Genomic DNA, 13,688 nt, shown 5'->3' with positions numbered 1-13,688 from the left:
GAAATGGCTCGTTACACGGGCGCGGACTGCAAGCTCTGCCGTCGCGAGAAGACCAAGCTCTTCCTCAAGGGCAGCAAGTGCGAGTCCGCCAAGTGCCCCATCGAGATCCGTCCTTACCCGCCGGGTGAGCACGGCCGAGGCCGTCCGAAGGACACCGAGTACCAGCTTCAGCTTCGCGAGAAGCAGAAGACCCGCCGCATCTACGGCGTCCTCGAGAAGCAGTTCCACAACTACTACGAGGAAGCCGCCCGCAAGAGCGGCAAGTCGGGTGAGGTGCTGCTCCAGATCCTGGAGAGCCGCCTCGACAACGTCGTCTACCGCGCCGGCTTCGCCCAGTCGCGTGACGCCGCCCGCCAGCAGGTGCGCCACGGCCACATCATGGTGAACGGCAAGAAGGTCGACATCCCGTCCTACCGCGTTCGCGAGCACGACATCATCGAGGTCCGCGAGACCAAGCGCAACCTGCTGCCCTACGAGGTGGCCCGCGCCACCGCCGGCGAGCGCACGATTCCCGCGTGGCTCGGCGTCGTGCCCGACAAGCTCCGCGTCCTGGTTCACCAGCTGCCGGTTCGCCAGCAGATCGACACCCAGGTCCAGGAGCAGCTGATCGTCGAGTACTACTCGAAGTAGTCACTCGCCTGCCCGGCCCGGATACGTTTCGCTGCCGTCGCGAGCTGCTCGCGGCGGCGCGTACCCGGGCTAGGCTGTTCATCGGAGTGGCGTCATATAGCGGGCGTCACACGAAAAAGGGGAGAACCCACACATGCTGATCGCTCAGCGCCCGACTCTTCTTGAAGAGTCGATCGACGACACCCGGTCCCGATTCGTCATCGAGCCGCTGGAGCCGGGTTTCGGCTACACCATCGGCAACTCCGTGCGCCGCACGCTGCTGTCGTCCATTCCGGGCGCGGCCGTGACGAGCATTCGCATCGAGGGCGTGCTGCACGAGTTCTCGACCGTTCCCGGGGTCAAGGAAGACGTCACCGACATCATCCTCAACCTCAAGGAACTGGTCGTCTCCTCCGAGCACGACGAGCCGGTCGTGATGTACCTGCGCAAGCAGGGCCCGGGTGAGGTCACCGCCGCCGACATCGCGCCGCCCGCCGGTGTCGAGGTGCACAACCCCGAGCTGCGCATCGCCACGCTCAACGGCAAGGCGAAGCTGGAGATGGAGCTGACCGTCGAGCGCGGTCGCGGCTACGTCTCCGCCGCCCAGAACAAGCAGCCGGGCCAGGAGATCGGTCGCATTCCGATCGACTCGATCTACTCCCCGGTGCTCAAGGTCACCTACAAGGTCGAGGCCACCCGAGTCGAGCAGCGTACCGACTTCGACCGCCTCATTCTCGACGTCGAGACCAAGCCCGCGATGAAGCCCCGCGACGCGGTGGCCTCCGCCGGCAAGACCCTCGTCGAGCTCTTCGGCCTGGCCCGCGAGCTCAACGTCGAGGCCGAGGGCATCGACATCGGCCCGTCGCCGACCGACGCCGCTCTGGCCGCCGACCTGGCGCTGCCCATCGAGGAGCTCAACCTCACGGTCCGTTCCTACAACTGCCTCAAGCGCGAGGGCATCCACACCGTGGGCGAGCTCGTCGCGCGCAGCGAGCAGGACCTGCTCGACATAAGGAACTTCGGCGCCAAGTCGATCGAAGAGGTCAAGCAGAAGCTGCACGAGATGTCGCTGGCGCTCAAGGACTCCCCGCCCGGGTTCGACCCGAGCGCGGTGGCCGGCGGTGGCTACGACGACGACGACAGCGCGTACGTCGAGACCGAGCAGTACTGACAACGTCCCGCGGTTCGTCAGCGCGTTCTCCGCGTGGACGGCGGCCGGTTCGCGGACCGGCCACCGCCCTCGCGAGGCGCGGGCGGGCGGGTGAACGTAACGGCGCCGCGCGACCGCGGCGCCGGCCCGACTCCGGTACCTGATACGGCCAGGGCGGGTTAATCCACAAGGAGAGATGACATGCCCAAGCCCACCAAGGGTGCACGTCTTGGCGGCAGCCCGGCGCACGAGCGGCTGATCCTGGCGAACCTCGCCACCGACCTGTTCCGCCACGGCAAGATCCGCACCACGGTCACCAAGGCCAAGCGCCTGCGTCCGGTGGCGGAGCGCCTGATCACCAAGGCGAAGAAGGGCGACATCCACAACCGTCGCCAGGTCCTGACCGTCGTCAGGGACAAGGGCGTCGTGCATCACCTCTTCACCGAGATCGCGACGACGTTCGCCGAGCGGCCCGGCGGCTACACCCGCATCACCAAGGTCGGCGCGCGCAAGGGCGACAACGCGCCGATGGCGGTCATCGAGCTGGTGACCGAGCCGATGAGCGGCGTCACCACCCGCCGCACCGAGGCCCCCGCCCCGGCGCCCGCCGCCGAGGAGACTCCGGCGGAGGAGGCCAAGGCCGAGGAGGCCAAGGCCGAGGAGGCCAAGGCTGAGGCCCCCGAGGCCGCCGCCGAGGAGACCCCGGCCGCCGAGGCCGAGGCGAAGAAGGACGAGGCCTGATCATTCAGATCGGCTGAAACGGGCCCGGACCCCTCTGCGGGGGTCCGGGCCCGTTTTCGTACGAAGGAGAATCATCGTGGTACGGCTCCGCCTCGACCTCGCGTACGACGGGACCGAATTCTCCGGGTGGGCACGGCAGCCGGGGCGGCGCACCGTCCAGGGCGAGATCGAGCAGGCGCTCGGCCGGATCCTGCGCCTCGGCGAGCCCGCCCAGCTGACCGTGGCCGGCCGTACCGACGCCGGGGTGCACGCGCGCGGCCAGGTGTCCCACGTGGACGTGCCGGAGGGCTCCATGGCCGAGCTGGACGGCAACAGGGGACCGCTGGGCGTCGATGAGCGGCTCGCTGCGCTCGTCAGGCGGCTGGGCGGGGTTCTGCCCCCGGACGTACGCGTTCATCGGGTCTCGGTGGTTTCTGAGGGCTTCGACGCCCGGTTCTCGGCTCTCTTTCGGCGGTACGCGTACCGGGTGAGCGACGCGGTGGGCGGCGTCGATCCGCTGCGCCGCCGCGAGGTCGTCTGGCACAACCGGCCGCTGGACGACGGCGCGCTCGACGCGGCCGCCGCGCGGCTGATCGGCGAGCACGACTTCGCCGCGTTCTGCAAGAAGCGCGAAGGGGCCACGACGATCAGGGAACTGCAGCGCCTCGACTGGGTCCGCGAGCAGGACGGCACTCTTGTGGCGACCGTCGTGGCCGACGCGTTCTGCCACTCGATGGTGCGGGCGCTGGTCGGCTCCCTGCTGGCCGCCGGTGACGGGCGGCGGCCGGTGGAGTGGCCCGGTGAGGTGCTCGGCAGGGCCGTACGCGACTCGGGCGTGCACGTGGCGCCCGCGCACGGGCTCTGCCTGGAGGAGGTGGGCTACCCCCCGGACGCGGAGCTCGCCGCGCGGGCCGCGGCCACCCGGCGCGTGCGCACGCCGGCGGGCTCAGCCGCCGTTGACGCGGCGCTCGAGGACGAGTGACGTCTCGTCGCGGAACGCCCCGCTCACCTTGGGCAGCGTCCTCTCGCCGGCCGACGGGGTGTGGCCGTCGGCGTGGGTGGCGTAGCTGAAGACGAGGTAGCGGCCCCACACCAGGCCCGCCGCGTAGCCGCCCGCGACGTGCACCCGCTCGCCGCCCGAGCCCTCACCGCCGGGAAGCGGGCGGAACCAGACGTTGCGCGACAGGTTCTTCGCCTGGTCGACGGCCTCGGCCGCGGTCTTGTCAGGAAGTACGGCGATGCCCGTGGTCACCGCGTAGCGCCGTTTCCTGTCGACGTACGTGGCCCTGAGCACGCGGCTGCACTTCTGCTCCTTGAGCGCGTCGGCGAAAGCACCCATGGCCGCCTTGTCGCAGGCCGTCTCGATGCCGGCCTTGACCCGCGTGAATGTCGCGCCGGCCGCGCTCACCTTCTTGTCGGGGAACGCCTCCGACAACGACAACTTCTGCGGGTCGGTCCGCTCGGAGTCGAGCGCGGACGCGCCCTCGGCGGGTGGGGAGGCGGCCGGCTCAGAACTCGGCTGGACGGACGCGCTCGGCCGGGCGGCGGCGGTCGTCGGCGCGGGGTCGCTCACGGCCTGCCAGGCGAAGAACCCGCCGGTGGCCACACCCGCCAGGGCCAGCGCGCCGAGTGTGACGAGCAGGGCGCGCCTGCTCCTGCCCGGCGGCGCGGGAGGCGGGGGCGGGGCCTGGAACGGGGGTTGTTTGAACGCTCCAGCCGGGAAGGCGGGGCTGCCCACCGGTGGTGTGGGCGCGTCGAGCGAGACCGGTTGTCTCTGGCCCCAGGTGTCCCGGGGGAAGGGGAGATCGGGAAGTTTCTCCTCTTCTGGGGGGAGGGGCGGCCAGACGGGTACGTCGCCCGGTTCGGGCGCGCGCGCCGACGGGTCGCCGGGCTCGGACGCCCTCTCCTGACGTGCGGCGTCACGCCTGGCGGCTTTCGGGTCGAAGTAGTGGGCCGGCTTCTTGGACTTCGTGACTTCCTGCCCGACCGGGCGGGCGATGTCGTTGTGGGCGATGGGCCGGGTGTCGTCGCGTTCGGCGGCGACCGGTGCCGAAAGGGGAGGCTCGCCGGACGCGTCGCCGGTCCGGGGCTTCGCGGTGCCCGGCGGCTCTGCGACGTCCGCGTCCCCTGCGGGCTGGGCCGTGCCGGACGGGGTGGTTCCCGGTTCGCCCGCTTCGACGGGGCCGGGGATGGTGGCTCGGGGTGCTTCTGGCCGGTCGGCGCCGGGCCGGGGGACTTCGGCCTGATCGGTTTCCGGGTGGCCCGCGTCGGCCGGGCGGGTGAAGCCCTCCGGGTCGGTGGCGTTCGGGTCGAAGGAGGCGGGCAGAGGGCCGGGCTCGTCGGGGTCGGGGTCGGCCACGAGCTCGCCGGTGGCGGCCGGCCACGGCGGCATGGCGTGGGGGTCGCCGGCGGGCGCGGGCCACACGGGCATGCCGGCCGCGGCGGCGGTGAACGCGGGTGGCGGCTCCCACGGCGGCGCGCTGGGCACCACCGGCTTGGCGGGCCAGCGGCCGGTCTCCTCCGGAGCGTCCCACGCCGGTGGGTCCTGCGCCTGCGGACCTCGTTCCTGTGCGTCCTGTTCGTGTGCGGACTGCATGCGCTCGGCCGGGGACCGGCGGGCCGTGGTGTGACCGGGGCGCGCGGGATCGGCCTGCTCGCGAGCGGTCCGCGGGCCGCTGAGGAGCTCACGCGCGGCCGAAGGGCGGCCGGGGAACGCCTGGTGGGCGTGCGGATGGTCGCCCCATTCCTGGTCGGCGGGGTCGACGCCGGTGTGGTCGGCGAACCAGTCGTAGGGCGCGGTGTCGTCGCCCGACACCTCCCACGGTTGGGCACCCGGCCGGTCGTCAGGCGCCGGCAGGTCGGGTGGCGGGCCCTGGAAGACGGGAATGGCGGGGCGCGCCCTGGTCGCCGCCGCTTCGCCGGAAGCGGCTCCGGTCGATGGGGTGCCGTAGGGGGCGCCGCCGTAAGGGATGCCGGTAGTGGTGTCGGATGGGGTGCCGGATGGGGTGAACGCCGGTGGAACGTCTCGCTCGTCGGTCTGGCCGAAGCTCGGCGGTGGCGTCGCTGGTGCGGCCGAGTTGTCGGCTTCCCTGCGATCGTGCTCAGACCCGGGTTCCTGGCCACGCATAGGGCGAGCCTAGCGAGAGAGACGAGATCGTTACGTCGGTATGAGCGTTCCCGAAAGGATCCGGCATCCCGTTTGGGGCGTTACGCGCGCGAAGACGGGTTTCAGATTCGCGGGCTTCCGGTGACCGACCGGTTGTCCAGCGCCTCGAACACCGTGGCCTTGGTGATGTCGTTCACGGCGGCGAAGAGCTGCTTGCTGCCCTTGTTGTCGGGCTTTGTGCCGTCCTTGTTCTGGAACCACACCATGATCGCGTAGTGTCCGTGCGTCAGGATCCTGGTGCCGCCACTGCCCGAGCCGATGAACTTGGTGACACTGTCCTTACCCGCCAGCGGTTTGACGTAGTTTTCCGTGTCGCCGACCTTGGCCACCTTGCTCGCGGCCTTGGTGCTGGTGAGGTTGGCCACGCCGATCGTGCCGATCACCTTGCCCGCCTTGTCGCGGAAGCTGGCGCGGACGAGCTGGGTGCACTTGCCGGACTTGAGCGCCTTCTTGAGATCGTCGCCCAGGGCGCCGTCGGAGCACTTCTTGTCCTTCTTGGTGATCGTCCGCTCGTACGAACGCTTCGACACGGTGATCTTCTTCTTGCTGCCGAAGATCTCCTTCACCGAGATCGGGTCGGGGTCCGTGGAACGGCTGGCGGCGAAGCCGTACTCGCCGGGAGGCGCGGACGGCAGGGGCGCGGCGGTCATGCGGGGCCTGCCGGTTTCGGTGGCGACGGGGTCGTCGGCGTTCCACATGAGCACCAGGCCGCCGCCGAGCAGGCCGAGCACGGCCACGCCGCTGATCGCGAACCACAACGGGGCACGCGAGCGCGAGCCCTCGTCGTACGGACTCCACCCGACCTTGCTCTGCGGGCTCTTCGGCGCCTGCTCCTGGGGCTCGCCGGCGGCGCGTTCCTTGCGGCGCGGGCGGCGGAAGGCGCTGCCCGGCTCCTCGGGCGCGTTCCCCATCCCGTAGGGGGCGCCGCCCGATCCGCTCTCACGTTCCCCGTTGCCGTTGGAAACCATGGGGCGACATTACCGTGATGTTCGTCATCGGGTTCCGAAGTCCTGGGTCCACCACGGGCCGTTGGGGCCGTCGGCGACGCCGACGCCGATGGCCTTCAGCCGGCAGTCGAGGATGTTCCTGCGGTGGTCGCGGCTGTCCAGCCAGCCGCGTACGGCCTCGTCGGGCGTGGTGTAGCCGGCGCCGATGTTCTCGGCGGCGCCCCAGTGGTATCCCGCGCGCTCCATGCGGTCCCACGGGGAGCCGCCGTCGGGGGAGTTGTGCACGAGCCGACCGGTGCGGGCCATCTCCAGCGAGTGCGTACGGGCGGAGCGGGTGAGCCCGCGGTCGACCCTGAGCGCCCCGCACCCATGCCTGGCCCTGGCGGCGTTGGTGAGCGAGACGACCCTGGACGCCATGCCCGCCATGACGCGCACGCCCTCGCCGTCGCTGCGGAGCTCGGCGGAGCCGTCGCCGTCGCTGGTGAACCCGGGAATCTGCCCGTCGGGCTTCTTGGTGACCTTGGGGGTCGTCCTGCCGCGCGGCGTGGGTCTGGTCGTGATCTCCCTGGGGATCCGCTGGGCGTGCGGCCGGGCCTTCTTCGAAGCCTTGGGCGTGGCGTGGCCGGTGGCGGCCGCGGGCGGGACGGTCTCTTCGAGGTAGACGTGGCGGGCGGGCTCGGCGTCGTCGGTCAGCCGGCCGATCAGCACGCCCGTGAACAGAACCGCCATCAGGCAGGTCAGCACACCCAGGTGATTCCGGCGCCGAGCGCCCCGCTGGGTTGGCCGGGTGTGAGAGTTCTGCCACATACCGCCATCAACGATAGGGATGTCTGGTCCTGGGAAAGAAGAGGTCCCAGGGAAACGAAATCGAACCGTTCTGCGGTCGGGTAGACTCGTCCGAGGTTACCGGTCTTTTGACCAGCGCGCCTCCGGGCGGGTAGCCTAATCGTTCGTTGTGTGCATAGGTCCAGCGTGACCAATGCGCGGCGCGTCCGGCGTCATCTCCCGTGTTGCGGAGACGGAAGGTCCGGGCCGTCGTGTGCCCGCACCGACCGACCAATGTTGCTGTCGCATCCGACAGCGCCGAAGACGCGAGCATAAAGAAGGCTACGACCGTGCGCACGTACTCACCGAAGCCCGCCGACGTCCAGCGTCAGTGGTACGTCATCGACGCGACCGATGTCGTGCTGGGCCGGCTGGCCAGCCACGTCGCGACCCTGCTCCGCGGCAAGCACAAGCCGATCTTCGCCAACCACGTCGACACCGGTGACTTCGTCATCGTCATCAACGCGGACAAGATCGCGCTGAGTGGCAACAAGCTCGAGCAGAAGAAGGCGTACCGTCACTCGGGTTACCCGGGCGGTCTGCGTTCCGTCAGCTATGGCGAGCTCATGGAGAAGCGGCCGGAGAAGGCCGTCGAGAAGGCCGTCAAGGGCATGCTGCCGAAAAACTCCCTGGGCCGGAAGATGGCGAAGAAGCTGAAGGTCTACGCGGGCTCCGAGCACCCGCACCAGGCCCAGCAGCCGGTGCCGTTCGAGATCAGCCAGATCGCCCAGTAAGTAGACCCGCGGGGGAGACCCCGTCGCATGCCCTCGCAAGGGGTAGCGCCGAGTTTCGAAAGTAAGAGGAGAACCGTGGCTGAGCCCACCGGTGTCGAGACGGCCGTCGAGACGGCCGAGGCGGAGGACTTCTCCAGCGAGGAGTTCCCGTCCGAATACACCACAGAATCCACCGCCAGCGCTGACGCTCCCGTGCGCAAGCCCGTCACCACGGGCAACTCGTACGGCACCGGCCGCCGCAAGGAGGCGATCGCCCGCGTGCGCATCGTCCCCGGCACCGGTAAGTGGACGATCAACGGTCGTTCGCTGGACGTCTACTTCCCGAACAAGGTCCACCAGCAGATCGTCAACGAGCCGTTCGTGGTGCTCGGCGCCGAGGAGGCGTTCGACGTCATCGCTCGCATCGACGGCGGCGGCGTCACCGGTCAGGCCGGCGCCCTGCGCATGGGCCTGTCCCGCGCCCTGGCGATCCTGGACGTCGACGTCAACCGCCCGCCGCTGAAGAAGGCCGGCTTCCTCACCCGTGACGCCCGCGCCACGGAGCGGAAGAAGTACGGCCTCAAGAAGGCCCGCAAGGCTCCGCAGTACAGCAAGCGCTGAGTTGGCGCGCCTTTTCGGCACCGACGGGGTACGCGGGGTCGCGGGTCGCGACCTCACGGCGGAGCTCGCCATGGACCTTTCGGTCGCGGCGGCTCATGTCCTCGGCGATGCGGGCGCGTTCTCCGCTACCGGCCCCAGCCGTAAGAGCAGGCCGGTAGCGGTCGTAGGCCGGGACCCACGCGCCTCGGGAGAGTTTCTCGAGGCCGCGGTGGTCGCCGGCCTCGCGGCGTCTGGAGTGGACGTGCTGCGCCTCGGCGTGCTGCCCACCCCGGCCGTCGCCCACCTCACGGCCGCGCTCGGCGCCGACCTCGGCGTCATGTTGTCGGCGTCGCACAACCCGGCGCCCGACAACGGCATCAAGTTCCTGGCCCGCGGCGGCTTCAAGCTGTCCGACGCGGTCGAGGACGAGATCGAGCGGCGGCTGGGCGAGGAGTGGAGCTTTCCCGTCGGCTCGGCCGTGGGCCGCGTGCGCGACGCGTACGGTGAGGCCGACCGCTACATCTCCCACGTGCTGACCACGATGAGCGCCTCACTCGACGGCCTCGACATCGTGGTCGACTGCGCGCACGGCGCCGCCCACATGGTGGCGCCCGAGGCGCTCGTACGCGCGGGGGCCAGGGTCGAGGCCATCGGCTCCAGGCCCGACGGGCTCAACATCAACGCCGGCCACGGCTCGACCCACCTGGACAAGCTCCAGCAGGTGGTCGTCTCGCGCGGCGCCGACCTGGGCGTGGCCTACGACGGCGACGCCGACCGCTGCCTGGCCGTCGACCACACCGGCTCGATCATCGACGGCGACCGCATCATGGCCGTGCTCGCCGCAGCCATGCACGGCGAGGGACTGCTGGCGAAGGACACCGTGGTCGCGACCGTGATGTCCAACCTCGGTTTCAAGCTGGCGATGCGCGACGCGGGCATCACCGTGGTCGAGACCGCCGTCGGTGACCGCTACGTGCTGGAGCGCATGAAGCACAACGGATACAACCTCGGCGGCGAGCAGTCGGGCCACGTCATCATGCTCGACCACGCCACCACCGGCGACGGCCTGCTCACCTCACTCCACCTGCTGGGCGTGGTGGCCAAGACGGGCGTGCCGCTGAAGGAGCTGGCCTCGGTGATGACGCCGCTGCCACAGATCCTGATCAACGTCAAGGACGTCGACAAGGGCAAGGCCTCCGTGCCCGAGCTCGTCGCCGCCGTCCAGCAGGCGGAGGCCGAGCTGGGGGAGACGGGGCGGGTGCTGATCAGGCCGAGCGGCACCGAGCCGATGATCCGGGTCATGGTCGAGGCCGCGTCGGAGGAGCACGCCACCCTGGTGGCCGGCCGCCTCGCCTACGTGGTGCGCACGTCCTGCGTCTGAAGGTTTCTCACGTCGGGTACGGCACGCGGTGCCGTACCCGACGCTCATGAGCGGGACCTGAGCTGCGCGTCCCGCCCGTCAGGCAACCGCGCGATATGCTTGCCGGCTCCGATCACTGTGGTCACGGGGCTCAGACGGCAGTCGCGGGAGCAGATCAAAGGTGTCTACTCGTCGCCGGTGAGCGAGAAGGCCCGCAGCCTGCGGCCCGCCCAGAAGACGGCGGCGACCGTGACGATGATCAGCGCCGGCACGGCGAAGCCGAGCGTCACGTCGGCCTTGAGGAACGCCGAGTCGGAGATCTGGTCGGCGATCGACTTGCCCCACTGCTGGATCGAGAACTTGCGGGCACCCGGCAGGAACCCGCCCACCAGGGTCTCCCACACCAGGGCGTAGATGATGCCGATCGCCACCGCGTGCCGCGTCAGGACGCCCAGCAGGAGGAAGACGGCTGCGTAGGCGATGCCGGCCAGCAGCGCCCCCAGGGCGAACCCCGAGGCGATGCCGTCCTCGTTGCTGACCAGGAGCCAGGCCGACACGTACGTCGGGATCGCCCCGAACACGGCCAGCAGCGACGCCGCCACCAGGAACTTCGTCCGGATGATGACAGGACGGGAGATCGGCTTGGACAGCAGGTGGATGATGGTGCCGTCGTCGATCTCCGGGGCGATGACGCCCGTGCCCGCGATCAGGCCCAGGAGGGGCAGCATCGTGTTGATCGCGAAGTTGTCCATCAGCAGCATGGCCGAGCGCTGGCCGGTCTCGCCGAACAGACGCAGCAGCACCGCCAGGGCGATGAGACCCAGCGGCAGCACCAGCAGCAGGATGATGCGCCGGCGGCCCAGCAGGGCGCGGTACGTGATGCCCGCGACCACGGTGTTCATCAGGTGCTCCTGGTGATGAGGTAGGAGAAGACGCTTTCCAGGTCCTCGTCCGCGGGGGAGATCTGGTGCAGGTGCACGCCTTCCTCCTTGGCGACCCTGGGGAGGAGCCGGGCGAAACGGCGGAACTCGGTGGCCTGGACCTCCAGGCCGTCGGGGCGGAGGGTGATGCCGCCGGCCGAGGGGTCGCGGATGAGCGCGGCTGCGAGCTTCCTGTCGTCGCTCGAACGGATCATGAACAGGTGCGGCCGGTCGGTCATCAGGCGGCGGATCTCGCGGAAGTTTCCCGAGGCCGCGTGGCGGCCCGCCACCAGGACCTCGATGTGCTGGGCGACCCGTTCGACCTCCTCCAGGATGTGGGAACTGAACAGGATCGTCTTGCCCCCCGCCCCCATGGAGCGGATGAGGTCCATCAGCTGGAGGCGCTGGCGGGGGTCCATGCCGTTGAACGGCTCGTCGAGCAGCAGCACCGGCGGGTCGTGGACGAGCGCCGCGGCGACCTTGACGCGCTGGCGCATGCCCTTCGAGTACGTCTCGACGCGGCGGTCCTTCGGCTCCTCCATCTCGACGGTGGCCAGGGCTTTGCGGGCGGCTTCCGCGGGGTCGGGCAGGCCGTGGAGCCGGGCGGCGGAGAGCACGAACTGCCAGCCGGTCAGGAAGCCGTACACGCCCTCACGTTCTGGAACGAGGCCGATATTTCGGTAAATGCGGTGGTTCTTCCAGACCTTGGTCCCGTCCAGCGTGACCGAGCCGCCCGAAGCGGCCAGGAAGCCCGCCATCATGTGCAGGAGCGTCGACTTGCCCGCGCCGTTGGGCCCGAGCAGGCCGGTGACGCCTGGGCCGATCGTCATCGTCACGTCGTTGACCGCCACCACGTTGCCGTACCAGCGGGAGACCTGCGAGAGCTCGATCTTCATCGCGCGGCCGCCTTCCTGTAGCGCAGCGCGAGGGCGGCCAGCCCGGCGCAGATCAGCACGACGAGGATCGCCGCCGAGGCGGGGCCGTTCGGGTAGTCGCCCTCGATGGAGTGGGGCGGCGTGCCGAACACCCACGACTGCACGGAGTCGACCAGCCAGAACGGGTTGATCAGCCATGCCCAGGCGGCCTGCGACTCGTTGCCGGTGGAGGCCAGCGTGCCGTAGATCACCGGGACCGCCGCGAACGACAGCAGGTAGACGGTGATCACCGACGCCACGCCGAGCCCGCGCCGGGGCGTGAACGAGGCCAGTGCGAGGCCGAATGCCGACAGGAGCAGCGCCAGCACGAGCGCCATGGTCATGGAGCCGGCGTATTCGCCGGTGGCCGGCGGGCCGGGGAGGTCGATCACCAGTTCGCCCACGTACATCAGCGTGAGCGGCGCGGCGACCAGCAGGAACACCGCCGCGGTCATCGCGGCGACCTTGGCCCCGACGTACTCGTTGATCGCCACGGGCCGTGACAGGTAGAGCGGCAGCACGCGGTAGCGCAGGTCGGGGGCGACGACCGTGGGGGCCTGCGAGGCCAGGAAGATCGCCACCACGGCCTGCATGATGACCGCGTAGCCGCTGTAGGGGATCTCGCTTCTCCTGAGCAGGGCCATCAGCGCGATGTTGACGATCGCCGGCACCAGCATGATGGTGGCCAGGGAGAACGGCATGATCTTGCTGCGGGCCGGGCGGCCGAGGCCGAAGATGCCGCGCAGGCTGTGCAGGGTCAGGGCCCTGGTGGCGTAGCCGCGGCCGAGCCGGGGGCCGTCGTAGTGCCGGTAGCCGATGTCGTAAATTTCAGACACTTGTGCTCTCTTCCCGGAAGACGTCCTCGATGCGGTGACGTCCCTGTTCCAGGCGGATGAGGCAGAGGTCCAGGTCGACGGCGGCGTCGCGGATGGCGTCGTACGTCTCGGGCCCGAGCACCTTGACCACCAGCATGCGGCCCTGTGGCGAGACGGTCTGGCCGTCGCCGGTCAGGCGGGCGGTCAGCGCGTCAAGGCCCTCGTCGACCTCGACCGTGACGGTCTGCGTCGCCTGGGTGAACTCGCCGATCGTCGAGGAACGCAGCAGCCGCCCCGCGTCGATGACGATCACGTGGTCGCAGATGCGCTCCAGCTCGCCCAGCAGGTGGGAGGTGACGAGCACGCTGATGCCGAACTCGGTGCCGATGCGCCGGATCAGCGTCAGCATCTCGTCGCGGCCGCGCGGGTCGAGCCCGTTGGTTGGCTCGTCGAGGAAGATCAGTTTCGGGTCGTGGACCAGGGCCTGGGCCAGCTTGACCCGCTGCTTCATGCCGGTCGAGTAGCCGCCGACGGGACGGTAGCGCTCTTCCGCCAGGCCGACGTGGCGCAGGACGTCGGCGGCGCGCTCGCGGGCCGCCGTGCGCGGCAGCCCGGACATCTGGGCGAGGTGGACGACTAATTCGGTGGCGGAGACGTCGGGCGGAAGACACTCGTGCTCGGGCATGTAGCCGACGAGCCTGCGGATCTCCGCGCCCTGCGCGGTCACGTCCAGATCGAGCACCCGCGCGGTGCCGCCGGAGGGCGGCAGCAGACCGAGCAGGATCTTGATCAGTGTCGACTTGCCCGCGCCGTTCGCCCCGACCAGGCCGGTGACACCGGGCCCCACGGTGACGGAGAGCTGATCGACCGCCGTGACGGTGGGAAAGCGCTTGGTCAGCCCCTCGGTAGCGAGGATGTGCATGTGCCGGACACTACCGGGCGATCAGCG

At 70.1% G+C, this 13,688-nt stretch carries 14 protein-coding genes; 7 read left to right on the top strand and 7 right to left on the bottom strand.

Annotated features, from left to right (window positions below):
- Positions 1-3: 3 nt before the first annotated feature.
- The 4 genes from rpsD to truA all read left to right on the top strand — a co-directional run bounded on the left by rpsD (position 4) and on the right by truA (position 3,461).
- Positions 4-630 carry a 30S ribosomal protein S4 gene (rpsD, locus tag ACTWPV_RS21395; protein ID WP_132509686.1) on the top strand — a complete coding sequence of 209 codons (627 nt, stop codon included), beginning with the start codon at positions 4-6 and terminating at the stop codon, positions 628-630.
- 133 nt (positions 631-763) lie between these two features.
- A complete protein-coding gene (locus tag ACTWPV_RS21390; RefSeq protein WP_132337053.1) occupies positions 764-1,780 on the top strand; it encodes a DNA-directed RNA polymerase subunit alpha in 1,017 nt (338 codons plus the stop codon).
- A 180-nt stretch (positions 1,781-1,960) separates the two neighbouring features.
- Positions 1,961-2,500, top strand: a complete 540-nt coding sequence (gene rplQ, locus ACTWPV_RS21385) for a 50S ribosomal protein L17 (protein WP_443153140.1) — start codon at positions 1,961-1,963, stop codon at positions 2,498-2,500.
- Positions 2,501-2,576: 76 nt separating this feature from the next.
- Positions 2,577-3,461: a tRNA pseudouridine(38-40) synthase TruA gene (gene truA / locus ACTWPV_RS21380; protein ID WP_443153139.1), complete on the top strand. Its 885-nt coding sequence runs from the start codon at positions 2,577-2,579 to the stop codon at positions 3,459-3,461.
- Here truA and ACTWPV_RS21375 read toward each other — a convergent pair.
- The 3 genes from ACTWPV_RS21375 to ACTWPV_RS21365 form a co-directional block, all read right to left on the bottom strand.
- Positions 3,426-5,606 carry a hypothetical protein gene (locus ACTWPV_RS21375; RefSeq protein ID WP_443153138.1) on the bottom strand — a complete coding sequence of 727 codons (2,181 nt, stop codon included), beginning with the start codon at positions 5,604-5,606 and terminating at the stop codon, positions 3,426-3,428. The genes truA and ACTWPV_RS21375 overlap by 36 nt on opposite strands.
- Positions 5,607-5,707: 101 nt before the next feature.
- Positions 5,708-6,613, bottom strand: a complete 906-nt coding sequence (locus ACTWPV_RS21370) for a hypothetical protein (protein WP_347646490.1) — start codon at positions 6,611-6,613, stop codon at positions 5,708-5,710.
- 24 nt (positions 6,614-6,637) lie between these two features.
- Positions 6,638-7,321, bottom strand: a complete 684-nt coding sequence (locus ACTWPV_RS21365; protein ID WP_443153137.1) for a CAP domain-containing protein — start codon at positions 7,319-7,321, stop codon at positions 6,638-6,640.
- A gap of 386 nt (positions 7,322-7,707) precedes the next feature.
- Here ACTWPV_RS21365 and rplM point away from each other — a divergent pair, with 386 nt between their 5' ends.
- The 3 genes from rplM to glmM all read left to right on the top strand — a co-directional run bounded on the left by rplM (position 7,708) and on the right by glmM (position 10,111).
- The gene (gene rplM / locus ACTWPV_RS21360) at positions 7,708-8,151 is read left to right on the top strand and encodes a 50S ribosomal protein L13 (protein WP_132334437.1); all 444 of its coding nucleotides are present in this window, start codon (positions 7,708-7,710) and stop codon (positions 8,149-8,151) included.
- A 75-nt stretch (positions 8,152-8,226) separates the two neighbouring features.
- Positions 8,227-8,751, top strand: coding sequence for a 30S ribosomal protein S9 (rpsI, locus tag ACTWPV_RS21355; protein WP_347646492.1), 525 nt, complete (start codon positions 8,227-8,229; stop codon positions 8,749-8,751).
- Between the two features lies 1 nt (position 8,752).
- Positions 8,753-10,111 carry a phosphoglucosamine mutase gene (glmM, locus tag ACTWPV_RS21350; RefSeq protein ID WP_443153136.1) on the top strand — a complete coding sequence of 453 codons (1,359 nt, stop codon included), beginning with the start codon at positions 8,753-8,755 and terminating at the stop codon, positions 10,109-10,111.
- 164 nt (positions 10,112-10,275) lie between these two features.
- On the opposite strand, the gene ACTWPV_RS21345 is transcribed toward glmM, so the two are convergent.
- Genes ACTWPV_RS21345 through ACTWPV_RS21330 form a run of 4 tightly spaced genes read right to left on the bottom strand, consistent with a single transcriptional unit; the run spans position 10,276 to position 13,661 of the window.
- Positions 10,276-10,992, bottom strand: a complete 717-nt coding sequence (locus ACTWPV_RS21345; protein WP_347646494.1) for an ABC transporter permease subunit — start codon at positions 10,990-10,992, stop codon at positions 10,276-10,278.
- A complete protein-coding gene (locus tag ACTWPV_RS21340) occupies positions 10,992-11,906 on the bottom strand; it encodes an ABC transporter ATP-binding protein (RefSeq protein WP_443153135.1) in 915 nt (304 codons plus the stop codon). The genes ACTWPV_RS21345 and ACTWPV_RS21340 overlap by 1 nt, the downstream gene beginning before the upstream one ends.
- Positions 11,903-12,760, bottom strand: coding sequence for an ABC transporter permease (locus ACTWPV_RS21335; RefSeq protein WP_347646496.1), 858 nt, complete (start codon positions 12,758-12,760; stop codon positions 11,903-11,905). Before ACTWPV_RS21335 ends, ACTWPV_RS21340 begins: the two co-directional genes overlap by 4 nt.
- The gene (locus ACTWPV_RS21330; protein ID WP_347646497.1) at positions 12,753-13,661 is read right to left on the bottom strand and encodes an ABC transporter ATP-binding protein; all 909 of its coding nucleotides are present in this window, start codon (positions 13,659-13,661) and stop codon (positions 12,753-12,755) included. The genes ACTWPV_RS21335 and ACTWPV_RS21330 overlap by 8 nt, the downstream gene beginning before the upstream one ends.
- Between the last annotated feature and the right edge of the window lie 27 nt (positions 13,662-13,688).

The sequence above is a fragment of the Nonomuraea sp. KM88 genome (genome assembly GCF_052245635.1).
Taxonomy (GTDB): domain Bacteria; phylum Actinomycetota; class Actinomycetes; order Streptosporangiales; family Streptosporangiaceae; genus Nonomuraea.
This window is presented reverse-complemented; position numbering and strand designations above follow the sequence as displayed.